The 26,854-nt window shown below is 34.9% G+C and carries 38 protein-coding genes; 7 read left to right on the forward strand and 31 right to left on the reverse strand.

The window, feature by feature from the left end:
• Window positions 1–3: 3 nt before the first annotated feature.
• The 3 genes from Q5760_RS20445 to Q5760_RS20455 form a co-directional block, all read right to left on the reverse strand.
• Window positions 4–255 carry a hypothetical protein gene (locus Q5760_RS20445; protein ID WP_428909446.1) on the reverse strand — a complete coding sequence of 84 codons (252 nt, stop codon included), beginning with the start codon at window positions 253–255 and terminating at the stop codon, window positions 4–6.
• Window positions 256–259: 4 nt separating this feature from the next.
• Window positions 260–421, reverse strand: a complete 162-nt coding sequence (locus Q5760_RS20450; protein ID WP_428909447.1) for a hypothetical protein — start codon at window positions 419–421, stop codon at window positions 260–262.
• Window positions 422–510: 89 nt separating this feature from the next.
• The gene (locus Q5760_RS20455; protein ID WP_428909448.1) at window positions 511–789 is read right to left on the reverse strand and encodes a hypothetical protein; all 279 of its coding nucleotides are present in this window, start codon (window positions 787–789) and stop codon (window positions 511–513) included.
• Between the two features lie 226 nt (window positions 790–1,015).
• Here Q5760_RS20455 and Q5760_RS20460 point away from each other — a divergent pair, with 226 nt between their 5' ends.
• Both Q5760_RS20460 and Q5760_RS20465 read left to right on the forward strand, forming a co-directional pair.
• On the forward strand, window positions 1,016–1,432 hold the full coding sequence (locus Q5760_RS20460) for a helix-turn-helix domain-containing protein (protein WP_428909449.1): 417 nt from the start codon (window positions 1,016–1,018) through the stop codon (window positions 1,430–1,432).
• Between the two features lie 236 nt (window positions 1,433–1,668).
• Complete coding sequence (locus Q5760_RS20465; RefSeq protein WP_428909450.1) at window positions 1,669–1,959, forward strand: helix-turn-helix domain-containing protein; 291 nt, start codon at window positions 1,669–1,671, stop codon at window positions 1,957–1,959.
• 214 nt (window positions 1,960–2,173) lie between these two features.
• On the opposite strand, the gene Q5760_RS20470 is transcribed toward Q5760_RS20465, so the two are convergent.
• The 3 genes from Q5760_RS20470 to Q5760_RS20480 form a co-directional block, all read right to left on the reverse strand.
• Complete coding sequence (locus Q5760_RS20470) at window positions 2,174–2,761, reverse strand: hypothetical protein (RefSeq protein ID WP_428909451.1); 588 nt, start codon at window positions 2,759–2,761, stop codon at window positions 2,174–2,176.
• Window positions 2,748–3,158 carry a hypothetical protein gene (locus Q5760_RS20475; protein WP_428909452.1) on the reverse strand — a complete coding sequence of 137 codons (411 nt, stop codon included), beginning with the start codon at window positions 3,156–3,158 and terminating at the stop codon, window positions 2,748–2,750. The genes Q5760_RS20470 and Q5760_RS20475 overlap by 14 nt, the downstream gene beginning before the upstream one ends.
• 221 nt (window positions 3,159–3,379) lie before the next feature.
• Complete coding sequence (locus Q5760_RS20480) at window positions 3,380–3,577, reverse strand: hypothetical protein (RefSeq protein WP_428909453.1); 198 nt, start codon at window positions 3,575–3,577, stop codon at window positions 3,380–3,382.
• 125 nt (window positions 3,578–3,702) lie between these two features.
• Here Q5760_RS20480 and Q5760_RS20485 point away from each other — a divergent pair, with 125 nt between their 5' ends.
• Both Q5760_RS20485 and Q5760_RS20490 read left to right on the forward strand, forming a co-directional pair.
• Window positions 3,703–4,068 (forward strand): hypothetical protein, encoded by a 366-nt coding sequence (locus Q5760_RS20485; RefSeq protein ID WP_428909454.1) that lies wholly within the window; start codon window positions 3,703–3,705, stop codon window positions 4,066–4,068.
• A gap of 9 nt (window positions 4,069–4,077) precedes the next feature.
• Window positions 4,078–4,338: a hypothetical protein gene (locus Q5760_RS20490; protein ID WP_428909455.1), complete on the forward strand. Its 261-nt coding sequence runs from the start codon at window positions 4,078–4,080 to the stop codon at window positions 4,336–4,338.
• 31 nt (window positions 4,339–4,369) lie between these two features.
• Here the strand turns inward: Q5760_RS20490 and xerA are convergent, their stop codons facing one another.
• Entirely contained in the window at window positions 4,370–5,389 is a 1,020-nt protein-coding gene (xerA, locus tag Q5760_RS20495) for a site-specific tyrosine recombinase/integron integrase (protein WP_428909456.1), read from the reverse strand.
• Between the two features lie 88 nt (window positions 5,390–5,477).
• Here xerA and Q5760_RS20500 point away from each other — a divergent pair, with 88 nt between their 5' ends.
• The 3 genes from Q5760_RS20500 to Q5760_RS20510 are packed head-to-tail and all read left to right on the forward strand — an operon-like array spanning window position 5,478 to window position 6,074.
• Window positions 5,478–5,627 (forward strand): DUF6364 family protein, encoded by a 150-nt coding sequence (locus Q5760_RS20500; protein WP_428909457.1) that lies wholly within the window; start codon window positions 5,478–5,480, stop codon window positions 5,625–5,627.
• Complete coding sequence (locus Q5760_RS20505; RefSeq protein WP_428909458.1) at window positions 5,620–5,859, forward strand: hypothetical protein; 240 nt, start codon at window positions 5,620–5,622, stop codon at window positions 5,857–5,859. Before Q5760_RS20500 ends, Q5760_RS20505 begins: the two co-directional genes overlap by 8 nt.
• Before the next feature lie 20 nt (window positions 5,860–5,879).
• Complete coding sequence (locus Q5760_RS20510) at window positions 5,880–6,074, forward strand: hypothetical protein (RefSeq protein ID WP_428909459.1); 195 nt, start codon at window positions 5,880–5,882, stop codon at window positions 6,072–6,074.
• A 33-nt stretch (window positions 6,075–6,107) separates the two neighbouring features.
• Here the strand turns inward: Q5760_RS20510 and Q5760_RS20515 are convergent, their stop codons facing one another.
• From Q5760_RS20515 to Q5760_RS20630, 24 genes are all read right to left on the reverse strand, one after another.
• A complete protein-coding gene (locus tag Q5760_RS20515) occupies window positions 6,108–7,040 on the reverse strand; it encodes a LysM peptidoglycan-binding domain-containing protein (protein ID WP_428909460.1) in 933 nt (310 codons plus the stop codon).
• Complete coding sequence (locus Q5760_RS20520) at window positions 7,040–7,441, reverse strand: phage holin family protein (RefSeq protein WP_428909461.1); 402 nt, start codon at window positions 7,439–7,441, stop codon at window positions 7,040–7,042. The genes Q5760_RS20515 and Q5760_RS20520 overlap by 1 nt, the downstream gene beginning before the upstream one ends.
• Window positions 7,442–7,473: 32 nt before the next feature.
• Window positions 7,474–7,677, reverse strand: coding sequence for a hypothetical protein (locus tag Q5760_RS20525; RefSeq protein WP_428909462.1), 204 nt, complete (start codon window positions 7,675–7,677; stop codon window positions 7,474–7,476).
• A gap of 20 nt (window positions 7,678–7,697) precedes the next feature.
• A complete protein-coding gene (locus Q5760_RS20530) occupies window positions 7,698–10,064 on the reverse strand; it encodes a phage tail protein (RefSeq protein ID WP_428909463.1) in 2,367 nt (788 codons plus the stop codon).
• A gap of 104 nt (window positions 10,065–10,168) precedes the next feature.
• The gene (locus Q5760_RS20535; RefSeq protein WP_428909464.1) at window positions 10,169–11,200 is read right to left on the reverse strand and encodes an acyltransferase family protein; all 1,032 of its coding nucleotides are present in this window, start codon (window positions 11,198–11,200) and stop codon (window positions 10,169–10,171) included.
• 59 nt (window positions 11,201–11,259) lie between these two features.
• Complete coding sequence (locus Q5760_RS20540) at window positions 11,260–13,020, reverse strand: hypothetical protein (protein ID WP_428909465.1); 1,761 nt, start codon at window positions 13,018–13,020, stop codon at window positions 11,260–11,262.
• Window positions 13,021–13,035: 15 nt separating this feature from the next.
• Entirely contained in the window at window positions 13,036–13,866 is an 831-nt protein-coding gene (locus Q5760_RS20545; RefSeq protein ID WP_428909466.1) for a phage tail domain-containing protein, read from the reverse strand.
• 12 nt (window positions 13,867–13,878) lie between these two features.
• Window positions 13,879–17,334: a phage tail tape measure protein gene (locus Q5760_RS20550; RefSeq protein ID WP_428909467.1), complete on the reverse strand. Its 3,456-nt coding sequence runs from the start codon at window positions 17,332–17,334 to the stop codon at window positions 13,879–13,881.
• Between the two features lie 176 nt (window positions 17,335–17,510).
• On the reverse strand, window positions 17,511–17,828 hold the full coding sequence (gene gpG, locus Q5760_RS20555) for a phage tail assembly chaperone G (RefSeq protein WP_428909468.1): 318 nt from the start codon (window positions 17,826–17,828) through the stop codon (window positions 17,511–17,513).
• 57 nt (window positions 17,829–17,885) lie between these two features.
• On the reverse strand, window positions 17,886–18,458 hold the full coding sequence (locus Q5760_RS20560; RefSeq protein ID WP_428909469.1) for a major tail protein: 573 nt from the start codon (window positions 18,456–18,458) through the stop codon (window positions 17,886–17,888).
• A gap of 14 nt (window positions 18,459–18,472) precedes the next feature.
• Window positions 18,473–18,817, reverse strand: a complete 345-nt coding sequence (locus Q5760_RS20565; RefSeq protein ID WP_428909470.1) for a hypothetical protein — start codon at window positions 18,815–18,817, stop codon at window positions 18,473–18,475.
• Window positions 18,814–19,236: an HK97-gp10 family putative phage morphogenesis protein gene (locus Q5760_RS20570; protein ID WP_428909471.1), complete on the reverse strand. Its 423-nt coding sequence runs from the start codon at window positions 19,234–19,236 to the stop codon at window positions 18,814–18,816. Before Q5760_RS20570 ends, Q5760_RS20565 begins: the two co-directional genes overlap by 4 nt.
• Window position 19,237: 1 nt before the next feature.
• Complete coding sequence (locus Q5760_RS20575; protein ID WP_428909472.1) at window positions 19,238–19,540, reverse strand: phage head closure protein; 303 nt, start codon at window positions 19,538–19,540, stop codon at window positions 19,238–19,240.
• Window positions 19,541–19,553: 13 nt separating this feature from the next.
• Entirely contained in the window at window positions 19,554–19,886 is a 333-nt protein-coding gene (locus Q5760_RS20580) for a head-tail connector protein (protein WP_428909473.1), read from the reverse strand.
• A complete protein-coding gene (locus Q5760_RS20585) occupies window positions 19,886–20,113 on the reverse strand; it encodes a hypothetical protein (protein ID WP_428909474.1) in 228 nt (75 codons plus the stop codon). The genes Q5760_RS20580 and Q5760_RS20585 overlap by 1 nt, the downstream gene beginning before the upstream one ends.
• Before the next feature lie 41 nt (window positions 20,114–20,154).
• The gene (locus tag Q5760_RS20590; RefSeq protein ID WP_428909475.1) at window positions 20,155–21,393 is read right to left on the reverse strand and encodes a phage major capsid protein; all 1,239 of its coding nucleotides are present in this window, start codon (window positions 21,391–21,393) and stop codon (window positions 20,155–20,157) included.
• Between the two features lies 1 nt (window position 21,394).
• Window positions 21,395–22,147 (reverse strand): head maturation protease, ClpP-related, encoded by a 753-nt coding sequence (locus Q5760_RS20595; RefSeq protein WP_428909476.1) that lies wholly within the window; start codon window positions 22,145–22,147, stop codon window positions 21,395–21,397.
• Entirely contained in the window at window positions 22,125–23,318 is a 1,194-nt protein-coding gene (locus tag Q5760_RS20600; protein WP_428912649.1) for a phage portal protein, read from the reverse strand. Before Q5760_RS20600 ends, Q5760_RS20595 begins: the two co-directional genes overlap by 23 nt.
• A 36-nt stretch (window positions 23,319–23,354) precedes the next feature.
• The gene (locus Q5760_RS20605; protein ID WP_428909477.1) at window positions 23,355–25,058 is read right to left on the reverse strand and encodes a terminase large subunit; all 1,704 of its coding nucleotides are present in this window, start codon (window positions 25,056–25,058) and stop codon (window positions 23,355–23,357) included.
• Entirely contained in the window at window positions 25,055–25,573 is a 519-nt protein-coding gene (locus tag Q5760_RS20610) for a phage terminase small subunit P27 family (protein WP_428909478.1), read from the reverse strand. Before Q5760_RS20610 ends, Q5760_RS20605 begins: the two co-directional genes overlap by 4 nt.
• 111 nt (window positions 25,574–25,684) lie before the next feature.
• A complete protein-coding gene (locus tag Q5760_RS20615) occupies window positions 25,685–26,059 on the reverse strand; it encodes an HNH endonuclease (RefSeq protein ID WP_428909479.1) in 375 nt (124 codons plus the stop codon).
• Window positions 26,052–26,285 (reverse strand): hypothetical protein, encoded by a 234-nt coding sequence (locus Q5760_RS20620; RefSeq protein WP_428909480.1) that lies wholly within the window; start codon window positions 26,283–26,285, stop codon window positions 26,052–26,054. Before Q5760_RS20620 ends, Q5760_RS20615 begins: the two co-directional genes overlap by 8 nt.
• Window positions 26,278–26,661, reverse strand: a complete 384-nt coding sequence (locus Q5760_RS20625; protein WP_428909481.1) for a hypothetical protein — start codon at window positions 26,659–26,661, stop codon at window positions 26,278–26,280. Before Q5760_RS20625 ends, Q5760_RS20620 begins: the two co-directional genes overlap by 8 nt.
• A complete protein-coding gene (locus tag Q5760_RS20630) occupies window positions 26,658–26,846 on the reverse strand; it encodes a hypothetical protein (RefSeq protein ID WP_428909482.1) in 189 nt (62 codons plus the stop codon). The genes Q5760_RS20625 and Q5760_RS20630 overlap by 4 nt, the downstream gene beginning before the upstream one ends.
• Between the last annotated feature and the right edge of the window lie 8 nt (window positions 26,847–26,854).

Here is a 26,854-nt window from a genome sequence, read left to right on the forward strand (position 1 = left end):
CTCCTATAGTTCTGCTAGTTCTTTTTCTAAACGAGCAATTTCTTTTTCAATACAAACGATTGAAGATGCTTTTAAGTCCTTTACAAGTTCAAATCCATCTAATTCAACGTAGTTTCCATGTTGTTTTGTAGAAAACATAGTCTTTTCAGCTACTTCAATCTTCTTAATTGCCTTGTTAAGTTCATTTATGCGAAAAACAAGATTCTCTGCCTTTTTTACCCTTTCTTTCATATACTCCAATGTTTTTAAATCCACTTCATTACTCTCCTTTTATATTCATTTCCCCGGATGCTACATCACTCAAATTGTCATCATGACATACCGGACAACATACAGCTGATTGTTCTTCAAAAGCTTGTTCAACCGCAAAAGTTAAAATACAATCCTGACATTCATATACATGAAAAAGGTGCTTATGCAATTTTTCACCTCCCTCCACTATGAAAATCTCCTACCAAAACACCAAAGAAAAACGATAGTAAACAAAGCAAGTACGCAACAAACATTTCTTTAAACCTCCTCTGCACTTGCGTTCGCAACTGTTCCTTCCAAAAAAAAGAACCTTTCAAATGGCTCACCAAATGCAGCGATTACTCCAGCAATAAAACTTTGTCCTGGTGAACAATAACGTGGATCTGTAACAGGCAATGTTGCTCTCCATAACTGTGAAACTGATACACCAATTTTTTCAGCAATCTGCGCTTTAGTTTCTAAGTTGTGATCGATTGCCGCTTTCATCAACTCCTTTTCATTTAAACGTATTGTTGCTCTTTCTATTTTAGTTTCCATTTACTCACCTCCAACTCGTTCATGAATCCAATATAAAACATTTTTTGCGAGAACGCAACTTTTTATTTTGTATTTTTAATGTTTTCTTTCAAATATCGACATTTTTATGTCGTAAATGCGAAAAATGATACATATATATTATTGCGTACACGCAATTAATTTTGTATAATCGTAAGTGAAATTACTTTTGACTATAAACAATATTAAATAAAAGGAGAACTATAAAATGGAAATAGGATACGGTGAATTTATCAAAAGGCATAGGAAAGCTAGTGGTTACAAGACTATGAGGCAGCTCGCAGAAAAAAGTGGAATTAGTGTTTCGACTATATCTAGAATTGAAAAAGAAATTCAAAAACCTGAAGCAAGAACTTTGAAGGCTCTAGCTGAGTATTTAGAAACAACAACGTATGTGGAATTAATGGTTGTGTGTGGTTATTGGGAGGAAGATGAATTATTAGATGTTGTTAATGAGGATCCTAAAGAATACAAATATGAAAAAGAATTTGTACAAAAAATTGATTTATCTGATGAAGAATTGATGGAGCAGTTTGATTTGAAGCTTGACGGAAAAAGTTTAACTGAAGAAGAAGCAAAAGGACTTATTGCATATATACGTACTTTACGCCAGGTAGAGAAATAATAGGAGTACTTTTAACTTTTTAATGGAATTTATCATATCTGATAGATTGACCCCTAACATCTTCGCTAGTGCTTCTAAATCTACAGGTTTTTTCATTATGACTTAACCTTCTTCCTTTGTTTTTTGTCTCGAAAAGTGATATATAAAATAAATTAATACGCATTTTGTGACATCTTATTTACGATTCCCCTACAAAACTTATAATAAGTGTACATAGATAGATTGAGGGGCTGTAGATGTTACTAAAACGGCTTTATGAATTACGGAAAAGCAACCACCTTAACCAAGGAGACGTTGCAAAATATCTTGGTGTTGCCAGAAATACTTACAGTGGTTACGAAATAGGTACTCGAGAAATGGATTATGACACCCTTGTAAAAATTGCAGACTTTTATAAGGTATCTCTTGATTATTTATTTGATAGGACCGATGTACCTATACATACCGAGAGCTATGCACCCGATGAAATTGAATTTATGATTAAAGCTCTAAATCTTTATAAAGAAGTAAAAAATAAGTATAGATAAAGCACTTTACGTTCTCAGCGTTGGTGCTTTTTTCCTTATTTGTTTATATTATATAGGAACACCCGTTCTTATTCAATAGTTAATATTTATTTTTTAAAATATTCCTCAATAATGCTTTTGCCGTCAAGCATACTTAAAATTATACCTGATAAGTAGGAATTAGTACTGTGACATATATTACTAATTTATTATATTAACCAAATCCTTACTTTTTTTACAAATCATCAATCAAAGACTTTAAAACATTTTCAATGACATTTTTACTATTTTCCTTCCTAAACTTTTCAACAAAGTCACAATATAACAATTCGAATAATTTTTCTAATGTATATCCATGATCTGGAACTACTTCCTCAATATCAGCCAGAAGCACCTCGCCACGAAGCGCCTCTTTCCTTCTCATTTTGATCTGTAAGGGCTGCATATTTTGATATTCACTTTTTCGCAAGGTAGTAAAGACTGATTCACTTTCCTGTACCAACTTCAATTGTTTTTTATCTTGATCAAGTGACAAGAGTAAATCATAAATCTTATGTGGATCTGGATTCTTTTTTGCATAAAGAAGAAAGTCATTATAAAGAATGTTTATTAGGTCTGTTTGGGTAAACTCCATTTCACTTAATTCCTCTATATCTTCACAGAAAATTTCTGCTCTTAAATAAAGGCTAACTGGTAGATTGATTTTTAGATATACCATTGTTTTTTTATTTAACTTATAGAGAAATTTACTAAAAACATCGCTATTAGCTGGAATAAAATCTAATTCATCCTTTAATAAATTAGCTTCACTATATTTCTTCATGATTAATTCCTCCCAGCTGCTTCTTTTTAAGTGCCTCAATAAATATCCGATGTGCGGCCATTCTGATACTGCATTTCCATTTATCTGCATAAAGCCCAATCTTATTGTAAGTGGTATGATCGACTTTGCAATGGACTGTAAATGGACCATCTTTATAAATTACTTCTGGATACTCAAATATATGATCAAGTCCATAAAGTAATATTTCCGTACCTACAGATGTTTTAGATCCTCCCCACCCTTTTCTAGCCTCCCTCCTTATGATTAAATCAATGGATTCTGTAACAGGTACCTTAATATCATGGAGTTTGTCTGAACGGATTTTTCTTGGTTGTTGATCCGTCTTTCTCTTGGATTTATTAGAAAGGATTGGGTTGATATGCCCCCTCTTTTCCATATTTCAGCCTCCCTCTTGGGTTTATCTTTGGGTTGGTTGGTCAGTTGGTTAATTGGATGTATATTTTGCTACGAATAGGGGAAGGAATGTTATTGAGGTGATTTACGATGACTAGGTTAATACCATCTGATAAAGAAACTAAGGAATTAGCAAAGAAGTTAGCGAACAAAGCAAAGACTATGCATTATGTTGACAGTGTGAAGTCAAAGAAAAATAAGTAATTATTTGAGCACTATCTTGATTCCACCATTAGAACTTTTGAGCGCCCTCATTTGTTCTTTTCGTATATCTTCTAAGATGAGCTTTTTTACATAACCACTAAAATTAAAATTTGGTGCATCAATTTTTTTCAGAATTTCCATGTCGCTATTATTGTTGAAATTGAAACTAATTGATTTTATTTTCTTGTTTTTACTCACTATTACCGCCTCCTTAGTACAAGGTATTATCGGTAATAGTGATTTATGACACCTATTAAATATTTACTTTGTTTTCCTAATTAGATACGATAGTCCTAGATTAATATTCTAGGAGGCAGATTTGTGTGAAAAACATTTATAAAATTATAATTGCTATTGGAGTTGTTTTATTTATTTCTGTAGCTTTTATTGTTAATGCTAACAGTTACAGCGATGGAGTTTATGAACAATCCGAAAAGGCATTTTTTATCGTAGAAAATGCCTATAAAGAAGATAGAAGTCTAACTGATTATGAATTGAACGAAATGACTGAATTTGAGGAATTAAGAACAGATCGCACTATAAGATTTAATCGCGGAGTAGCTTCTAATAAAGAAGAAAAAGACGCTGTGTTGCTTCACGCCGTTGGTCAGGCAGTTGATGCTTACAAGGATAATAGCGTTGAGTTTAGCAAAAAATATGAAACAGCTAAAATGTTATTAGATAGATGAGGTCACGAAATGAACATCCATATTGAACTAACCTATATTGGATGGGAAAGCACCATCACGCAAAAAGGAAATTTTAGAGTAGATGACAGGGAGTTTAGAGAGGTTCCAGACAAGGCGGCTGCAGAAGTAACGCTAAACTGGATTAAAGGCATTAGAAGAGAACGTGGGATAAATAATATTTTGAAAGTTACTTACAACAATGAACATGATATCACTGATTTGGTTAAAGATTTAGATACCAGGATTCATGATGATGGATTACCTTTTTAGCCCCTCACTCACCAGAGCAAGGGGCTTTTTATTACTGAATATGGAACCGATTATTTGCTTGCTTTTTCCGTTCTTCTGATACGTGAGCATATACAAGAGTTGTCTCAGGTCTCTCGTGTCCAAGTATTTGCTGAACGTCTGCTAGATCGGCTCCTGACTCCATCATCAAAGTTGCTTTTGTATGTCTAAATGTATGTGGAGTAAGTTTCTTTGATATCTTGGCTCTTTGTTCAATTTTATCTACGATTCTTTCAATATTTCGATCACTCATCATTCTAATTGGTTTACGTTCTGTTACGAATAAAAAATCACAATCATCATTTCTGCTGTTTAAATATTTTCGTAATTGATGCATAGCTTTAATTGATAAGTATACAGTCCTTTCTTTGTCTCCTTTACCAATAACATTCATGCTCATTTCCTGTGAATTGATATCAGATATTTTCATATATTGAATTTCTGATAACCGACATCCAGTTGCATACATAACTTCTATTAATGCTCTTTCACGTAAATCTTTACAAGAATCACGAACAATTTCTAACTCTTCAACTGATAATCCTTTTGGTAACCGTTTTGGCTTCTTAGGTGGTTTTATTTTACTTGCAGGATTACGCAATAATAGTTCTTCTTCCACAAGCCAACCGAAGAAACTTTTGATAGCCGATAACTTACGATCAACTGTACTAACCATCCAATTATTATTGCTAGCAAGATACTTTCTTATATCAGCTGTGTTAATTTGCACAGTCGGTTTATCAATACTTCTGGCAAATAAACTCAATTCAATTTTGTAACCATCGAGTGTTTTTTTCGATAACCCCTCAATCGTTCTAGCTGACAAATACATATCAATTTTTTCTTGCATATCGTTTTCAATATCTATTTCTGTCTTACGCTGAATCTGATAATTACTCAAAACTTCTTCAAGCCAAACTACTAATTTATTGCGATCGGAGTCACTAGCTATTGTACTGATAACAACTTCTAAATCGTTCATAAGACGAGCTGTGTCATTTACCTCAAACATTTTATCACCACTCCTTTTCATGCAATACTTTACCATATTTATATTGTATATAAAAAGTATTGTATGTGCAATACTTTTATTGTATTATTTAAGAAAAGGAGTTGATAATATGAAAAAACGAATAACTTTTACTTTGGAAGAAGAACTTATTGACAAATTAAAAAAGGTTTCAGAACAGACTTTGATTCCCCAATCAAAACTAATAGAAAAAACTTTGAAACAAGTTCTCGAAGAATATAAGGAGAACGAAAATGACTAAGTATTACACAGAAAATAGAATGATGTATTTTGAAGTAGTAGAAATGGAAGGGATCTTGGGCAAAGGGAAATACAAAATAGATTCTTTTCTACATACGAATAATGGTCATTACACTATTGATAGAGATATGACTGAAGGTGTCGTATTAAATTCAGAAAGAAAAGCTAATATCATTGCAGAGGGAATGTCCTGGGCATATAACTGGGGATATGAAGATGGGAATAAGAAATAAGTTTAAAGGGGAAATTTAAAATGGCACATAATAGAAAAGATTCTAGCCGTCCTACTGCTACTATTTCATTCGATCCAGAAGTATTAGAAAAAATTGAGGATTTTCGTTTTGAAAACAGAATGGAAAACCGTTCAAGGGCAATTGAAGAACTGGTGAAGTACGGTTTTAAATATATTGCTTTAATAGATAAGAAAAATAAAGAAAAACAAAAATAAAGCCCGTCTCATACGAGATGGGCTTTTCCATAATTATTTAACTCTTATCTTTTGTCCTGCAAAAATTTTATGTGCATTCTTAATTCCGTTTAAATCCTGAAGTTTTTTTACAGTTGTTTTGTATCTTACAGCAATTTCAGATAGTGTATCACCGGATTTAATTGTATAGTATTGTTTTGATTCTGGTAATTTACCTTTTAACTTTAATCGTTGTCCTACATAAATACGGTCAGGATCATCGATGTCATTTAGTTTGGCTAAATAATCAACTGTAGTATGATGTTGAAATGCAATTCCGCTTAAAGTTTCTCCTGACTTCACAACATGGAGATAATCATCGTTTGATTCCTTTTTAGATGTTGCTGTTTGAATGATCACTTTTGGTTCTTCTTTACCAGTGAAAAAATCTAATGTTTTATTGCTAATGATTTTATTTAAATCTAAATCTCCACCATATCCATTTAAGCGACCTTTATCGGTATATTGCCATAAGTCACATGAATAATCAGGTTTAGAGTTACTGTATCTTGGGATCCACACTGCATCAAAATCACTTGTATCTAAATTTAATTGTTTGAATAAATGATGAGCAATATAGGCACCAACCTTTTTGGCGCCTAAAGCACGTAATCTATTAACATATGCTTTAACTCCTGCTCTCATATCATTCATTGAGATTTCTTCTACATCTAGGAACCAAAATGTTGGATTAAGGTCCTTTGTACGATTATAGAAGTCTGTTGCTTCGACCTCCATATCAGCAATACTTACACCTCTTACCCAAGCATATGCAGCTGTAGGTACTCCTCTAGATTGTAACTCTTTATGATGGGTCTTATAATACTTGTCCAATGTCTTTGAACCGTATTGAGTACGGATAATTGCAAAGTCTAATTCCTTAGACAATGCATCGTATTTAATTTTTGTCGGTACTTGGTGGTGAGATAAATCGATAATGTAACCCATTATTTACTCTCTCCTTTTCCTTTTAAAATTTGTACTGCGCTTTTAATTTGTTCTGGTACAGGCAAACCTGTACGTCCCGCATTTTCCAGAATGCTTAACAACTCATTACCCAGATAAAAAAAGATGATCGCATTTTGAATCATGCTACCATCTCCAATCGCTTTATCTACTAAATGTCCAACTGCAACTAAGCAAAAAATCATCAATTTTTTAGCAATCCCTTTAAATCCAATTTTGCTACTAAGTTTGCCTTCTACTCCAGATGCTAGTAAACCGCTAATGTAATCGATAATAACAAAAGTAAGCAATACTTGTAGCAATACACTCCACCCCCCAAATAAGTATCCCGTTATGACTCCAGTAGCTGTCGCTCCAATTTTATAAAATGCTTCCCAATTCATTCTCCCTCTCCTTTCGACAAAATAAAAAAGCCTTATTCGGCTTTTAATTCTTCATCCATTTTTTTGATTTGTTCTTCTCTTAATTCTTGTAATTCTTTTTCAAGTTCTTTGATATGTTGATAGGATTCTGTAATAACTGAATCTCTTTCTGCAATCTTATAGTGGGCCTCAGATAATTGCATTTGCAAAGATTGAATAACATAATCCTTATTTAGTTGCCTTTGTTGTTCTGCCATAATAATCCCTCCAATAATATTTAAGCAATTAACTCTAATGTTTTTATTCGTTCGCTTAGATCGTCTATCGTCTGTTGTTGTTCTTTTACTGCTTTCCATAAAACTGACAATAATCCGTATAAATTAACAGACATACCATCTGAACCCTTTAACTTATCAGGAAGAGTTTCTGCAATAAATCCGATTTTTTTCGTGAAGTTTAATTTATCAAGGTCACTAGTTAGATGGTACTCATACACGTTTATGTCGCGCACCCATTCCGTTGCATTTTCTTCGTATAATTTAATGTTCTGCTTATACGTAGCACTTGATGTAGGGTTAAATTCGGTTGCGAAAAACGCCCCTGCTACTTGACCATTTCCACTAGGGAAAACTGCGAAATTACCGGCACCATTAATGATAAAGTCAACGGTTCCGTCCTTGAATTGCCTAATCATCGAATTGTTATTAGCTTGCCAATATACTGCTGCATCTGGATAGGTTACTACAGCAGCGTTAATGCCAGTAGATGGCTCACCAATATAAATATCGTGGACTGCTCTGACAATCCCGTATAGTTCTACTCCTTTATCAGTTGCAATTATCCTTGGATATACCGATGTTTCATCATAATTATAATAAAGTTTCCAAGTAGAACCATTTCGTTTGTTATATCCTCCATAATAATGATAGACACTTGAGTCTTCCGAACCTTCTTGTAAAATAATACACGGTTGGTCTGTAGCTCTCGCTCTCGGATGTGTCTCTTCCCATAACCTTTCATTAGCAAAAAGTCTAAGGAAAGATTCTCCTTCTGAGTACGGACCAAGAACATCTGTGCTTTTGTCCCATGTAGAAGAATAAAAAACTGGTCTTGTAGTTCCTAAACCAGGTTGCGCTTCTGCTATGGATATAAACTCATTATAGAAATGAATACCGAGTCCTTTATTTTCATTATCGGAAGTATGGTTAGTAACAATTTTTCCTGTTAATTCTCTATCCCTATTGTAAAAATCAAAACTATATTGCCCGAATCTCATCGCTAGGTTTCCATTGTAATAAGACTCGACAAGACCATTATAAAGCTTTAATCCAGCGTATTCACTTACTTGTTCGATATTAATACCACGAAGAGTTCCAGCTGTAATAACGTCAGCTACAATCCCACTACCTGTCATAGCTGTTTTAAATGTTTGACCACCATCATCAGAGATACCGATACCTGCTGAGTTAAATAGTACTAGTTTGTTGGGGTCATCTTTATCAACTGCCATCCACCCACCGTTTGGTGGGATTACTAATTCAGTTTGTACATTTTGTAAATCTTTTGTCGCTTGCATAACTGCGTTGTCTAATGCGGTAAATGGAATCTTTTTTCGACCAGACATGACATCCTTAATGTTGCTAACAGCAGTATTTATATTAGATTGATATCGTTTTGTAATACCAGGGGAACCAAACGTTACTCTAAGACCTATAACATTTCCACGCCAATCTCTTATTTTCGATTGACTTACTACTCTTACTTCTGTGTTTAAATTGATTCTTTCATCGATTAAAAAGACTCTATCTCCCACCTCCGATTGAGCGATAGGATAATTCTGTTTTCGTAAATCATGGATATCAGCTGACACACTAACTTTCAATGATTCATCTACAAGTGTTTTTAATTTGCTATCCATTGTATCTGGATCGGTGATCCGTCCGTCGTAGATTGGTGGAGCGTGACGAATATCAATTATGGATGCTATAGGAGAAGTATATTCTCTAATTAAAGTTGCATTAGATTCTTCACCATCCGCATAGTTACCAAACCCTTTTGCATAGGTGTATAAGGAGCTTGCATCATTTTCCTGTACGATATTTGAAGCATTTAATTTATGCCGGTACATAAATCCAGTATCTCTGCCAACCTGTGCTTCAAGGTAAACAGTAGTTCCTATCAGCTTAAATTCTGCCCCATACCTATTTAAGCCGTCTTTGAATATAGAACGTCTAGTATTACCCTTTCCCAAGCCTTCCCACTGAATCGCATCAAAAGTATCAACCAGGACAAAATCATAATTGGTGCCATTAAAAAGCAAGGTGAAAAATTCACTTGCTGTCATGTGTTTGTTGTATTCTTCATAAATCCGATCTCTCTCAAAGTCATCAAAAAATAAAGGGATAGCTTTAATTTCGACAGTTAATGTAATACCTTCCCCACGTTTTTTAAAATAAATTATTTTATGGGGAACATCGTCATGATCAACAACTTCCCACATTTCAGAAATGTCCTTTATAAATAAATTATTAGCTTTAGTTGGCAGTATTCTAAAGGTTAATGATTGATTGCTGTTTAGTTCTTGGTCATTTGTAGAGGTTGCTTGTAAAGGATACTCATTACCATCTAAATCTCTTACGTACATTTACTCACCCCTTTCAAAAAGAAAAAAGAGAACTGTCATAGTCCTCTTTTAATTTCTGTATTACTAAACTATTATGTTTTTCCTTACTTCGGAATTTAGTCCAATTATGACGTAGTGGATATTGATGTCTTTTTGAAAAGCATTTTATAAACCATGGAACTTAGTTTGTTTATTCCAACTGAAAGAGCTATTACTACGATGAAGAAGACAATCAAAAGGTAGTATTGGTTATCACTTCTGGTCATCTCAATAATCAATGTGTGTGACAAATAAATCTCAAATGAATATAACCCTACCGTCACCAATGCAGTATATAAATAGTTCTTAAAACAATACGTAAATTGGATAATAAAAATAGATAACGAAACTTTCATAAGCGTTTGAATAATACTCATTACCCAATAGTTATTAATAGTGTCTAACCCTTTTATTTTCATCATAAAAAATAACCCAGAGAATATAATTCCCAAAAGCAAAAACACTAATGATGATTGATATGTGTTAACAGATAAATAATTTTTCAGTTTTTGATATTGAGATAATAGTACACCTACAGTAAACGAGAAAGATTGTTCTCCCCAAGTGGTATCTTTAAAGATGAACACTAATATTAATCCCATAATTAAAAGAAATAATGTTCCTTTTGATCCATTGAAAATCTTCTTACTTAGATAAAATATTAAATACCAAATAAAAATGTATTGGATAAACCACATGAAAGGCAACCTATTTACAAGGATAAGTGACCCTAAAAACGAGTTTAAACTTATAGTTTCAAAATTTAAAACCCAATAAAAAATCACCATTATCCAATAAGGAATCATTATTTTTAGTAAACGATTTTTAAAAAAATTGTCCAATCCTTTTCTTTTAAAAGATTCATTTAATCCATAGCCAGAGCCTAATAAAAATAAAGCAACTCCTATTCCGCCTAGAGGTATCAAAATACTAAAACCTCTATAGTTCGCAATGTGAGAAATAACAATCAGTACGGTAGCTATACCCTTTAAAATATCAGTGTGTTTTTTACTTAAATGAGAAAACCCATTTACTTGGACGGTTTTATCTTTGTTAAACCAAGAGAAAATAAAAAGAATAACGATAATGAGAAAAAAAGATATTAATGTATATAGCATGAAGCAGTCCCCTTGCCTTTTTATACAATAATATCATTTTTGTTATATACTTTTCATCATTATTTCAATACTTTAACTCTCCAATTTCTGACTGCTGTAGTGATTGCTGAAGCTGTTGGGTTGTATAATCTTAAAATAATTGTTTTATTCGACCACATGGAAACGCTATGAATTAAGTTGTTTTCCAATCCTCCAATTGGTGACATTAAAATCAGATCATTGTTTCCATCAATATTCGATGCATCTGGATGAGTAATTTGTATTTCTTTAACTGAGTTTGCATTAATGGTTTGAGCATCCACACTTACACTAATAGTAGAAGTGGAATCTAAACTTATTCTTCGCCAAATGCCCCATGTATTATTTGCTCCATTGTATTGCCTAAACCACATGGTTCCGCTGTTATACGGATACCATTTTTGATGTATCCCATAGGCATCGTAAGGGTAATAGGTCTCTAAAATACCTGCGTTAGAAACTGGAAATCCCGTAACCGGAGTAAGGTTAAATGTTGCAATACTAACGAACCCTTTTTCAAACGAAGTGCCTAGTGTTGAACTTGTTATTCCAGAAGGGTTAAGCCCCATATTTTTATAAATAAATTTATCGAGTACTGGCGAAGAAATTTTTCCATTTGCACCAACTCTAAAAAAATCTTTACTGTCAGTACCTACATCTATTAGGTTTCCGAAATACTCCAGTGCTTCCGATAGTGTCATTATTTCTACACCTTGATTATCTGCATAATCAATCATTGCTTCTAATCTTGCCTCTTGAGTGGTATCAAACTGAGGGTTCCAATTGTGCATCATTGCAATTACAAGAGCATTATTATTTTTCGCCATATCTACCATTGCATTGTACTGCGTTTGCGAACCATCTTCTAATAGTCCAGCAATGGTGTTATTTCCAAACATAGAACCGACAGCGAACCTATTCAGACGGAATTGTTTAACAGGAACAATGTTTATGCCTCGTTCAACACTTACCGCACATTTATAATATTTCTTTGCTTCATTTATTGTAAGGTCAGAATATGCACCTCCAACCCAAGTGTAAGTGTCGCATTTTATATCATTATCAATAAACCATTGTTTAGATTGACTGATTCCGCCAATATCAGCGTCTCCACCATAGTGCATAAACGAGTGAGCAGATATTTCATGTCCTTCTGCTTGTAATTGTTTTACTTGTGATAACGTCATGTAACCCGTTGTATCAACCAACCCTGCCGACACTGCTGAAACAAATTTCTTACCTTTACGATTAAATATTTCTCTCGTTTTAGTCCACGTTTCAATTCTACCGTCATCGTCTTCAAACACCAAAATTGGTTTAGGAATCTTAATTCCTTGAGACACAAAAGGAGACTCGTATTTTTCCTGTATTTCATTCGCACTTGAAGCCATTTGCGAAGTAACTTCATTGATTGATTCAACGATATTTGTCTTATTTTGAGTCTGTAATAGTGATAAATCTCCGGCTGTATCATCTATCTTTTGATACAATCTTGTTTCTGCTGCATTAACTGGACCAGCATCAATTTCTTGTATTTCGTCCCAATTACCTTCAAAAAAACGGTACACTTTACCGGTATCTCTTGCCATGACCGTATAACCATTTTGGGGATCTGTATAAGTTGTAGCAATATCATTGAAAGTCGCAACTGGTTCCTTCCAAATCAATTTCGAATCACTAATGACAGCTTGTGTTGCTTCTGCAATAGCTCTGTCTTGTACTTTATATAACTCTTCAAAATTATTATTTATGGCATTGCGGCTGTCCCTATCCCATCCGGTGCCAACTTCTTTTCTGCTCAATTGATGTCACCTCTTTTACTTGTAGTAGAATCGAAAATCAAACTCTACTCTTGCGCTTGTAGCCCCTGTGATTTTAAATTCATTCCACTTTTTGTTAAGTTCAATAAATTCTTTTGTTGTTTTACGTAAAAAAGCCAAATCGTTTTGAGTTACGTTTGGACCATTAATAACTATTTTTTTATCACTTGAAACTGCTTCATTTACATGAAATACAGTATTATTTGTTAGATTTCTTAGTTCAAAGAAGTTTGTTGAACCTTGAATGTTGCTGATTGTAATTTTCAATTCTTGTTCAAATGGATGTATAGATTCGTTGCCTGCATTGTAAATTTTAAATGAAGTTCCTGTGTGGGTATATTTGTGGCTATCTGGATCATCAATCAACCCCATGCCGAAACCCCATAACTCATCTTCTGCATTAATTCCTCTAAGATCTATATCTTTTGCTGTTCCTATACTTTCAGCAAATGGGATTTCCGCTGTATTAAAATTCACAAGAATTGTTGAAACTCTTTTTGTAAACTTTTCAGGGATAATTGATTCTGATGTGGTAACTTTAAATCTTTTTCCTTTTTCACGTTCTTCAGAAATATAATAAATATCATCTAACAGATTATATATTTCATCTCTTAGTAGCTCATAATCCTTTGCATCATAAGATTTTAATAGCATTTTTGTTTCAATAAGACGAGTATCATAAGTAAAACCATGATCAATTATCCCGTTTCTTCCTTCAATTTCTTCTTGATTTCGTTTTTTCCTTATCGAATGGATAAATATATCCAGAGGTTTAGCTCCATCTGGATAACTGATAAGATTCATGTTTTTATCATAGACCAGAAACATGAGTAAACCTCCTTAAAATAGATTCATAGAATTTGTTAAAGCATTTCTATGATTTACAATGTCCGCTATTTTTTCTCCATCAGCATATAAGTGTTGGTTTTTATTAAGTATTTGTAACAAGATTGAATTTTGTTTTTCTAAGATAACAGCTAAATCGTTACTTCCTGATCCTCTATTTCTATTTAAATCAATCAATTCTCTGCCTCGCTCACCGACTAGAGAAAGTCCACCTCTAGCATTATCAGTACCATTTGCATATGCCGGTACATTCCATTTTCTTAAAATTGCTTCTGTATCTCTATTTGGAATTACCTTTGCCCCTTTTGGGAGATTTACTAAACTTGGTTCTTCTGCAAGGTATAAACCATTCCCTACGCTTACTAGCTCTCTACCCGCTTCAGAAATAACGGATAATCCACCTGGGGCGTTTCTTGTACCTTTTGCAAAGAAATGAGGAAGTGCAATTCTTAATGCACTTTTAATTCCCGTCCATCTTGCGTTAAGCGTGACTCTTTTTGTTTTAGCCTCGCTCACTTTTCGATTTAAATTATCGGCTCCACCGTTATCATTGACAGTAACGCTTTTATTTTTACTTTTTCCGGCTTCATCGGAAATTTGCTTCGCTTTACCTTTATCATCTACATTTACATCTTTTTTTACATCTTTACCAAGCTCATCAGTCATTTTTTGGGCTTTTCCAGTACCCTCATCAATCTTCTGATTAACAGTAGATTGTTCACCCTGGATTCTTTGTATTTCACCTTTAGTATTTTGATATAAACCTAATGCCTTTAATAAGTTGTCTAGTTCTTTTTGTTGTTCGGCATTTAGACCGCCTTGAGCACTTTTTGTATTATTTAACTCATCAATTCTTGTTTGAGTCTTTGTTATAGCTTCATCTAATTGCTTGATTCCCTTGTCGCCCTCAGCATTAATCCCAACTTGAGCTAGTTGAAGATTAATCATTTGATTGTATAATTCTATTGTTTTATTAATTTCTTCCTGTGATTTATCAACACTCTTTTGTTTTTCTGAGACTTCATTTGCTATATTAACAATTTTATCGTTCTGTCTATCTAATAGGATTTCTTGACTTACTAACTCTTCAATGGTCTTTTCCGCTTCAGCATCTTTACCTGCATTCAATTGATTTTGAGCTTCAATTCTTAATGCGTCTACTTTTTGTTGTGTTTCATTTCTTGTTTTAACTGCTTCATCTCGTTCTTTTTCCTTTGCGCTCAATTCATCCAATGCTGTTATATAATTTCTGATATGTTCATCCAGTTGAGCTTCTGCTTTAATTCTTTGATTCTCTAATTCTAATGCTATATTTTCTCTTAACTTACCATTAGCCTGATCAATAGCATCAGCGTTACCGACAATTATGTTTCCATGTTCTGATAAAACAGTATCTACATCAGGTACTTTTTTAATCAATTGGTCATTCAAACTAAGTAATTCAGCCATTTCTTCATTTGCCAGACCAGACTTTTCTTGTAAGTTTGCTTGCTCATCCGTTAAAGCCTTTATTTCGTCTGCTGTTGTAGCGAATTTTAATTCATCTTGTATATCTAGATACCTTAGTAATTCATCATTAGATAACTTGTTTTTTCCTTTTAATTCATTGTATTTTTCAGATAAACCGCCTAATTCTTGTTGCTGAGCAATTAAAGATTCAGCATGTTCAAGATTTACTTCTTTCGCCTTTTCTGTGGCTGCATTATTATCATCGATTACCTTTTTAACACCAATTACTGCTCCTGTTAAAAGTGCAATACCGCCAACTACCCAACCGACTGGACCTGATAATGCTGTAAGAGTTGCTGCTAACCCCCCACCAGCACCAATTGCTCCAGTAAGAGCTGATACCGCTGTTACAGTTCCGCCTATTCCACTCATAATCGTTCCACCGATAACGAGCAATGGTCCAGCTGCCGCAACTAAACCGCCTACTGTAAGGATGAGCTTCTTTGTTTTATCGTCAGCTTCTCCAAATGATTTTACAAGAGGTTTTATCTTATTTACCCCATCCATCACGATTGGAATAAGATGTCCTCCCATTTCGATACCTAAGTCTTTTACATTATTCCACAAGATTTTTAATTGTGAAGCTGTAGTTTCGTATCGCTGTTTTGCTTCGTTAGTTAAAGCGTTGTTCTCTTTCCACGCTTTTGTTGATGTATTTACAGCACTTGATAATAGATCGGATGCACCGGCCATACGCATGATCACGTCTGATTCATAGACACCTTTTATACCAAGTGTTTCTAAAATTTCCGTTAAGTTCTTTCCTTCACCGGATGATTTATTCAAACCTTTGATCAAAGCATCTAATGCCGTTACAGCATCAGTTTCAAAAGCCTTTTTAAATTCTGCTCCTGTCATTCCTGCTGCTTTAGCAAATGCTTCTAGATCCTTCCCACCTGATCCTACAGCTGACTGAATCTTTTTAAGGATGGTAGTCATCGCAGTGCCACCCATTTCGGCTTGGATACCTAAACTGGACATGGTTCCCGCTAATGCCATGATCTGTGCTTCTGACATTCCTACTTGTGCGCCTTGTGCAGCCAAGCGCATACCCATAGATACAATTTCAGATTCTGTAGTTGCTAAATTGTTACCTAACGAAACAACACTTGAACCTAATTTGTCGAAATCATCCTGACTCATTCCAACAATGTTAGCGAAACGGGCAAACTCTGTTGCCGCCTGCTCTCTAGTAAGGTTCGTTGACTCTCCCAGGTCAATGATAGTTTTCGTAAATGACAAAATTTTATCTTCAGCAATCCCTAATTGTCCTGCTGATTCAGCTACAGCCGCAATATCATTTGCGCTAGTCGGCAATTCTTTTGCCATGTCCCTAATGCCTTTTTCAAGCTTTTCAAATCCTTCTTCTGTTGTATCGACTGTTTTTCTAACACCGGCAAAGGCTGATTCAAAATCAACTGCTGCCTTGAACGCACCTGTGCCTAATGCAACCAATGGTGCCGTTACCTTCATGGTTAAGTTTTGACCTATATCAGTCATGCTTTTTCCGACAGTTGTTAACTTGGTTCCAATCGGTTCAAGTTTTTGAGAAACTTGAGTCCAGGAAGATGACTGAATTTTTAGAGCTGCATCGACTTCTTTTAATTCTGTTTCAAGTCTATTAAATTGTGTCTGTGCATCATTAACTTTTTTTGCTTGTCTTTCTAGTTGCACTTCACTAGCTTTACCGCTTGCTGCTAGCTCATCGTACTTTTTTCGAGATTCAGTTAACTTGATATTTGCCGCTTCAACCGAACGTGACAATACATCTTTTTTAGACTTTAACCCGTCTAATGATTTACCGTAATCAGCGCCTTTAGCTTTAATAGCCTTTAACTCGGATCCCATAGCACGAAGGTTTCTGTCAACTTTGGATATACTTCCATTAAAGTTTGAAGCATCTAAAGATAATGAAACCGATAAACTACCTATTTCAGCCATTTATTTCACCTGCCTTTATAGCCAATCCAGATCGTCAGCTGTGATGTATTCCGTTTCAATCAGGTTTAATTCAAACCAAAATTTTATATCCATTTCATCTATTTCGGGAAGCTTATAACCTTCACGGATACGCTCACGATACCAGTCTTTTATCCATGCGTATCCGTCAAAGTTACTTACTTCCCCTGTTCGTTTCCCTCGTCACTTTGCACTTCTAAACCACCTAAATTAAGAACCTCATTAAAAATTCTTTGTAATTCATAGAGATAACTTTTTGCTGAAATTCCTTCCTCTAATTCATCTAACGTAAATTGGTTATCGAATACTGAAACTGTAAACTCAGATAATTTTTGATAAGTTTCTTCGTCAGCAATGGTTAAATTAGATTCTCTGAACTCTTTATTTAGTTTTAGAGCATTTCGAAAGTGGCGAGCTTTTACAAAATCGTTTATATATGTCTTTTCAGAACCGTTTTTATTTAAGGTAATTTGCATGATTTTCACTCCTAAAAATAGTCAAATAAAAAAGAGAGGCACTAAGTCCTCCCTTCATCATGGTGCCGGTGTAATAGTTGGCTTTTTAACTGTAGTAAAGAATGTTTCAGCTGTTTCGGTTACTCCTGTGTCATCTGTACGTACAGTGTATTTTAATGTCCCATCTTTTAACGGAATAGCTTCTCCACTAAAACCACTTTGCTTATAAGTAATTTCACCTTTTCTTTTGGTTGTGTTAGTTTCTTCCGTTTGGCGCATCTTAGTTTTATAAAGCCACACTAATTTAGATCCGCTCTCAAAACCAACAGCAATATAATTAGGTGTATCATTAACGTTAGCGATAAGCCCCTTATCATCAGATAATTTATGACCGAACCAATCGGCTTGAACTTCTGTAGGTAGGTCCGCTGTTTGACCAGCAATGGTAATAGTATCAAGTTGTACTTCGCTTGCTACTACTTGATCACCAGCATCAAACGTACCTTCCGCATAGTTTGGTGTTAATGTTAATTCAATTGGCATTGTTAATGTTTTTACAGTGTCATGCGCTTCTGTAGCTTCATCGGTCATAACTGCATAATGTAGCTTTTTCAAGCTTACTTTTTGTACTTTTTCTGGAATTGGTGTCATATTATAAATACCTCCTAGTATTCATCTATAAATTTAAACCTTAACACTCTATTAAAATGGGAATCTCCATCTTGATATGCTGCATCATAATCAGATATTCTCTCGAATCCTACTTGTTCTAATAGCGTTCTCACATCACTAACTAGCTGTGAATAATTAATTTTTGACCATACATTTACTTGTATAAGTCTTTCAGTTGTTATTTCTTTATCAGCTGCTTCTAATTCTGCCCCAGATAAATATTCAAGAAAGGTAATGTATTGACTAGGTGTTTTCGAACCTGTAGGAAGACCATTAAATACTACCGGAATACCTAATGGGGATAGGGTTGTTTTAATATAATCGATTATATCTATCATAAATCTAACCCCTTTTTCAATTCATCGACCATAGCTTGTCTTGCAGGAATATTGCTTTTTCCAAAACCTCTTGAAAAGAATGGATTTGGACTGGTTGGTCCCCATGTCACTCTTTGGCGTTTACCATTTTTTATTACTACTGCTGATCCGCCACTTCTTCCATCCTCAACAAGATGTGCATGGTAAGCTCCTCCAGTGTGGACTTTAACTTCTCCGTCTCTAGGTCTACTTACTTTAATATTCTTATGCAATGACGCATGGTCAGGTGGATTTCTGTTATCAATTGGTGCTTCTTCAATAACAGCCTCCTGTGTAACCTTTCCAGCTTTCTTTAATGCTTCATTTTCTATCGCTTCATCAACTATATATTTTCTTAGATTTTGAAGAGTTTCATCCAAACCAAGTACTTTCATTTCCATCCTATAGAACCTCCATAACTATAAGAGTAAGCCATTGATTACGCTCATCATCATTGATTGGTGGAGAGTCCATTTCATACATAACACCATTAATACTAAGCCTCATACCTGCTTGGATATCATTTCTATACCTGATTCCAACAATCTTCTTACCTTGCCATTGTGTTGCATCAGAATTAAACATTCGATAACCTTTTTGAGTTTTAACTTCTCCCCATACGGTGACATGCTCTGTCCATTCAATTAATGGCCATCCATTTACAATTTCTCCTGGAGGTTTATAAAAGGTAATTCTTTTATTCATCCTGGCAGGATTGTTATTGTATTGAAAGTTCATCCGGATCAACCCACTTTAATTGCAAAATAACCGATTGTAAGCCGTAAGGAATGGGAATTTGAGCAGTCTTAATAGTTGTAGGGGTTATGGCTATACGATTCTCATAGAAATGTGTTGCAAGCATCATAATAGCTAAACGATGTAAAGAAAAAACATCTTTACCGTCAACTTTTAAATAATAATCTTGTGGTTGTTTAACTCCAGAACCTATCAAATAAGATATAGCCGCAGATAAAAAAGTAGAAAGGGATGAATTTTCATCATCCCCGTCAATTCGTAAGTATTGCTTTAATTCTTCGAGTAGAGCGTTCATTATTCATCACTCTTTTCAACCGTTACCTTTTTAGGCGCGCTTTTTACAGCAGGTTTCTTTTCCTCGATTTCCTGTAAAAATGCAACACCATATTTCGGATGCACTTTTGTAAGGTACTCAGCTCTAGATTTAACAAGTTTTTTTCCTTCTGCTGGGTATGGTTTACCAACTTCATAGATGTGGTCGTCATGTTGGTTTTCTTTGAATCTATTAATAACCTTGTACACTATAAATCACCTTCTTTACAATCTATTAAAGTATCTATTTATTAAGGAGTAGGCACTTCACCTTTAACTACTCGGAAAGCTGATTTTAATTTGATTTGGTGATCCATCCAAGCTGTAACAACAAATTGTTCCATACCAGTCTTCACATCTTTATCACGGTCATAAAGTGAATCTAGGTCATAGTTGTAATGAGAGTAAGAAAAGTCACCTACTACAGGATTTACAGCAGCATCAATAAATTGAACTGGCTTTCCTAATACTTGTTCAGGAGGAGCACTATATAAAGTTGCATTGCCGTTTGCAAGAACTTCGATAATATCGGAATAATCCTTAAACGTCATGGCGATTGTTGCATTTTCTCGGTAATCCTCGTGAAGATCGGCAATTGCGTTTTTAATACCTTTATATAGATTTTTAGCCTTAATAGTTTCATCAGCATCTAAAACGTATGTTTTTTCAGCAATTCCTGATGAATAGAAAGACATGTGCTCTTCTCCTGCTTTCGGTGCAGTAGCAAATGCAACTTTCTTTTCTTTCGCTGCAACACCTGATTGCAGGGCATTTTCAACATATGATACTAAATTAGCATCAGACCCGTTAATAACAGTTTCAGAAATACTAGCAAAAACTTTGAATTTATGGCGTCCAAAGGTTACAACGTCTCCTGTAGCTGCAAGTTCTTTAGCTGTTTCTGTATCCAGAATAAAATCATCGTCGCTTAATGTGAATGCAAGCTTTGGAATTTCAAGGTTAGTAATTTGAGTAAAAGTTGATAATTCACGAAGTTGGTTTTTAACTAACGGTTCCACCAAAATGTCATTAGAAACTGTTTTTGGTAGGAACTTGTTACCTCCGGTTGTATCATTATCACCTAACGCTTGGAAAACATCAGTAGAAAGAGCTGTTTGACGAATAGTAGAACGAATTAAAGCAGCTTTAGCTGAAATAACTTTTTGTTTTGGATCTTCAATCCCACTAATACCTTGTTTAGCTGAAAACTTTGCTTTTTGTTCAGCCTCCATTTGGTCATGCTGTTGTTTAATCACATCAAAACGCATTTGCAAATCTTGTTTTGATTTTTGTAATACCTGGATATCCTCCATTGATGCAGTGGTATCAATTGCTTTTTGTGCTAATTCGCCCTCAACTTTTTGAAGTTGTTGACCAATAGTAGCCATGTTTTGTTTTAACTCAAAAAGAGTTGTCCCAAAATGTTGAAGGTCTAATTTTAATAAATTTTTACGTTGTACCGCCTTGAATAATTGTTTGCTCTTTGTCATGTTACATTCCTCCTAGAATCGTATTTAAATAGGCTGAATTAGCCTTTGCTTCTTCTGCAATTTTTTTACGTTGTGACATTTCTTCTGCTGAAATAGTTGGTTTTTGTTCGGAAACAAGTTGTTTTGGTACGTTTTTATACTTCTGGAATAGATTCTGATTAATAGATGCAGCCATTTCATTAGCTTCTTCTACAACGTCAGCAAGTCCATATTGAAATGCCTCATCAGCTGATAACCATGTTTCAGCATCGAGTAACTCTTTCAATGTTTCTTCGTCAAGTTTATCTCCTGATTTTTGAAGATAACTTTGAATAGCAGACTGACCAATACGGTCCAAATCATCTGCTGCTTTTCGTAATTCTACGGCATTACCCATCGCAAATGTCCATGGATTATGAATCATAAGCATAGAGTTTTTAGGCATTCTGACTTCATTTCCTGCCATCGCTATAACTGAAGCAATAGAAGCAGCCAATGCATCAACATGTACAATTATCCTTGCTTTGTGTCTTACGAGCATGTTATGGATAGCTACACCTTCAAAAACGCTCCCACCTGGGCTATTAACATAAAGATGAATAACCTCTACATCATCACCTAGTTGATCAAGTTCATTTTTAAAAGTAATGGATGATACTTCACCATACTCTTCCCATGCATATTTGGTAATTTCACCATAAATAAAAATATCAGCTGACTTTCCATCGGCTGATGCTTTCATGTTGAAAAACTTATTCTTTTGGTTCTTTCCCACTCTTCTCACCTCCTTTACGTAATGTCGGATCAAGTTCAATTGGATATAAGTCACCGCTGATCCACAATTCATTAGCTTTTCCACCTAATGGCGGTAAGTCTTCTAATCTTCTTACTTCATCAGGTTTCATCCCTCCACTTCTCAGCATAGCTTGATAAAACTGAGTTCTTGCAGCTGTATCACCTCGAAGAAGTCCTCCAAGATTGAATTTAAAGTAAAAACCTTTCAATCTTTCGGCTCTCGTAAGCAACTTTCGGTTAAATTCATGCTCATATTGCCGTACTATTGGTAGAAGGGTCATATTTACGAACTGAATCATTTGTTGTTCATTACTGCCAAACGAACCGCCTTCTGTATCGTTTAGAAAAGATACAGGAACATTAAAAACGTTGGCTACCCTTGAGCGTGTGATCCGCTCCGATGCCAGCGTGTCAGATGCAAAGTATTTTTTTTCGATTTCTTTAACATCAACACCCGGTTCTTTGAACAAGATACCGCCATTTTCAGCGTAAAATCGTTTAAAATCAGCAATAATTAATTTTCGTTTTTCTTCGTCCACGTTTGCAGCATATTCCAGAATGAAGCTCTCTTTCTTTTTCATTTCTGAAAGAGAAAACTCTTGGACCGCCTTATCATACTCCAGTGTGTTTTTAAGAACATCCAAAGGGCTTATTCCTGCCCATCTTGATGTCCCTGTGATATGTTTAACGTGAATCATATTCATATTATGGACATAGTGGGTTTTTGTTGCTGAAATAACTTTATACCATAGTGATTCATCATCTAAATTAATAAATGGTGTCACATAGCTAGAATCTAACGGTATAAGCGCTTCTGGTTGCATCCTAATATTACGGATTATAACTGCATATCCATTCCCGTTTTCGTTCCTTGCGACTTCTAATTTATTTAATAAATCGAAGCTACTCATATTGGGGTTTGGGTCATTGATTAATACATCTGCTGCTTGATGATCCATGATCACATCATAGTTTTGATGCAATTTAATAGGCAATGCGGATAAAGTATTAGAAAGCCTACTAATTACACTAAAAATAGTTTCATTTGTTGCTAGTTTGCTATTATCAACGCCCCAAAAGGTACGTCCAAACCAATTGGAAAAGTCATAGTTTAAACCTTTCCATCCGGTTACTGCACCTTTTACAGCCATCCTAATTCTCTGATGCCATTTCAAAATCTCACCTCCTTACAGATCATTGATAGAGATAAATTTGATATTTCCGTTACCTGAATTTACTGTTGCAAATCTTGCCTGTACAAATGCCGTAATGATTGCAGCTATTGGGTCAATACGCTCCCTAGATTTTGATTTAGACAACTTAATACTTTCATTTGCTGCCATTTCAGCTATCGCATTTCCAACAGCCCAGGATAATGTTTTATCGCCAATATGTGTGATTTTCTTTTGCTGTTCATTATTTTGATAGACGTAATCACGAAACTCTTTAGTTGGCTCCGATAGAGTAGGGAATCCTTGTCTAACTTCCACAATAGTTAACCCATAATTAGCCATATTTTGAGCGAATTGCGTTGCTCCATATGGGTCATAACAGAATAAAATAACATTTAATTCATAGTCGTTAATAAAATTAATAATCCATTGTTCTACAAAACTATAATCAACTACAGCTCCTGGTGTTACATCCATCCAACCTTCATCAATCCATACGTTATAAGGAACCTTATCCTTTGTTCTGCGCTCTGCTAATGCTTCCTCAGGCATAAATGAATGTTGACCAACGTGATATCCATAATCAGTAGGAAATACATATCCAACAGAAGTTAAATCAATTTTTTTAGATAAATCGACTCCGATATAAACATCTCTTCCAGTCATATCGAAAGAATCGATTTTACCTGCCTTCCATTTGCTTGCTGGGATATAGCCACCGACCTTCATATCAACCCAAATATTCATGGTTTTGGTCATAAAGTTTCTCATTTTCTCCGGAACGTCAAGGGCTGTTTTTAAATCGGATCTGATAGATTCTAAGCCTTCTTCATAAGTAGCTACTATCGGGTTAGCTTTAATCCAGTTCGACTCATCTTTTATGTCGTCACCTTCATCAAGCTCACAAATGATTGCAAAGTAATCATCGTTTTCGATATCATCATCTGGGTCAAGAATTCTACTCACATATTCATATTCAATAAAGCATGGGCGACTTAAATCGAATCCTGCTGTTGTGATAACAAACATTAAAGGCTCTTTACGGGCGACCATACCTGACTGTAATACGTCATAAATTTCAGATGTTTGATGGATATGATACTCATCAACTATTCCAACTGATGGGTTTTTCCCGTCACCTGTTTTTCTAGTTTCACGGGATAACGGTACAATTACGGAACCATTTCTAAATATTTCAATCTTGCCGTATGCTTCTTTCCATTTCCCGTCTAATAGAGAACTAGAACCAATTCCATCTCGAACAGCTATATAAACCTCGTCAGATTGGTCCTTTTGCCATCCAGCAATATAAATACGCTGTTTTTCATCACCAAGGAATGCTATGTAGGCTCCTACGATTGCAAGATATTGCGATTTAGCATTCTTACGAGCCAGTTGGATATAGACTTTACGAAAGCGACGAGCGCCATTCTTTTTCTTTTTAAAACAGAATATGTTAACGGAAATAAATAATTGAAAATCTGTTAGTTCTACTGATTGTCCAGCAAGAACCCCTTCAACGTGCTTGAATTCACGCGAGAACCAATAGAAATCTTCTCCGACATCTTCATCAAAATAAAAAGGACTATCTGGATTGTTAATACAATCTTCATAGTCCTTCAAAAAGCGTTTTACCGCCCATATATGTTTTTTCCCTGCTTTTATACGACCTTTTAAGATGTCATCGCAATAAGCAAAGACTCTTTCTAAAACGCTCATAACCTACCACTGAAGCGCCGTTCTGCTTCACTCGTTGGCTCTCTTTCAGATGGTTCTGGAATCACTAATTTTAAACGTGAAGTGATAGTTAGCCCTAGATCGCTTGCAGCTGAACGACATTCAGTAAATAATGTGTTCTTTGTTCTTTGTAATTTGGGATAATCATCATTTGCTAAGGTTATTTTTTTACCGTCTGGTTGCACTATTGTTTCTGTAGGTTTGATTTTTTTAAGTTCCTTTACCAACTGAATGTATTGATATTTCGAATCTAAGTAACGAGCCAAAGCATCGACATCTAACTCACTAAATATTTCTAGAGCAACGAGTTTTTCTGCAATCTCGTTAAACTCTCTTTTTTGTGCCACAGTTAAATATTTAGGAGGTTCGATATTTTCAGTAGGTCCACGCATTTTTTCTTCGTGATTTTGTCGCTTTTTTATTTCATCTTTTGTTAAATGGTTCGAGCGACCTTTCCCTTGAATTACGCTTAACGGCTGCTTATTTCTGCCTGCCATGCTATCACCTCACTTTCTTTTCTGAAAAATATTTCAAAAACGGATTTTTCTGCACGGAAAGTGGACAACCGGTGTATAGTACTTTACCCAACTAAAGAAAAAGGGAGGGGGCTATGCTTCTCCAGCTCTTTCCACCCCTGTTTTCTTGTTATGACAAGCCTTGCATAAGAGTTGAAGGTTGCCTAACTCTAGTCTTTTGTTCCAGTCTTGCTTGATCGGGATGATGTGGTCTACCTCTGTACCCACAGCTATACGTTTATTCCTTATACATTCTTGACACAAACCATTGTCCCTTATCTTTACAAGGTCCCTTGCTTTCTTCCAGGCAGCAGAATGATAAAATGAATCCGACTTTTTATTTCTCAAATTCAAATCGTAAAATCTATTTTGGTTTCTAAATTCAGTTTGATGTTGATCACAGTATCTAGAGGTTGTTAGGTTTTGGCAACCAATCTTGCTACATGGTTTTAATGGTTTCTTATTCATTGATCTTTAACCACTTCTTTAATGTGTAATTAATGATTATCAACACTAGAGTTGGATACTGATACCATTTAACATCTTGTTCTTTCCTAATGAATTTCCACATTAAGAATGGCCAAGCATACCATCTAATAATAAATGACATATTGATAGTAAAGTTTTTACCTGGACTCATTTCATAATAACAACCTACCGATATTCTCTGTTTCCCTTCAGGTAATCTAGCCATTGAACCTTACACTTCTTTTTTCTTCTCTCTTAATATGTTCACTTACAAGTCTAGCAAGTTCTTTGCTATCAATATTTATTGTGCATTTTAAATCATTTACATATGAATGTTTTTTATTGTACTCATCACCAATACTCAAGACCGTTTCAATTTGTTCTGGCGTTAAATCAAAGCAATGTTTTTTATTTTTCCAAAGTATTTCTTTCCTAACATATAAAGCCCTATCACTAACTTTCTTTTTATTATCCTGTAGAGGTTTAACGAAAACTGGTCCTCCACATCTAGGGCAACTAATCCCATCTAAACGAGTATCAGGTCCAACAATTACAGTCCTACAATTTTCATCCATACATTCACAGTGATTATTATATTTCATTTTCTCCTCCACGCTCCATTATGTCGAATGTATACATCTCTGTGTACATCCATTAAATCCTCAAGTTCTCGTTGACTGAGTTTCTCTTTCTTCCTAGGCTTTTGTAACTTCTTGTCACGTTCTGCCTTTCTCATCTGGTTGAACTTACGAATATCTTCTTTACTTAAATGATCAGCAAACTTCATATCGTTCA

Source organism: Niallia sp. Kr1, from assembly GCF_050389805.1.
Classification (GTDB): Bacteria; Bacillota; Bacilli; order Bacillales; family Cytobacillaceae; genus Bacillus_BD.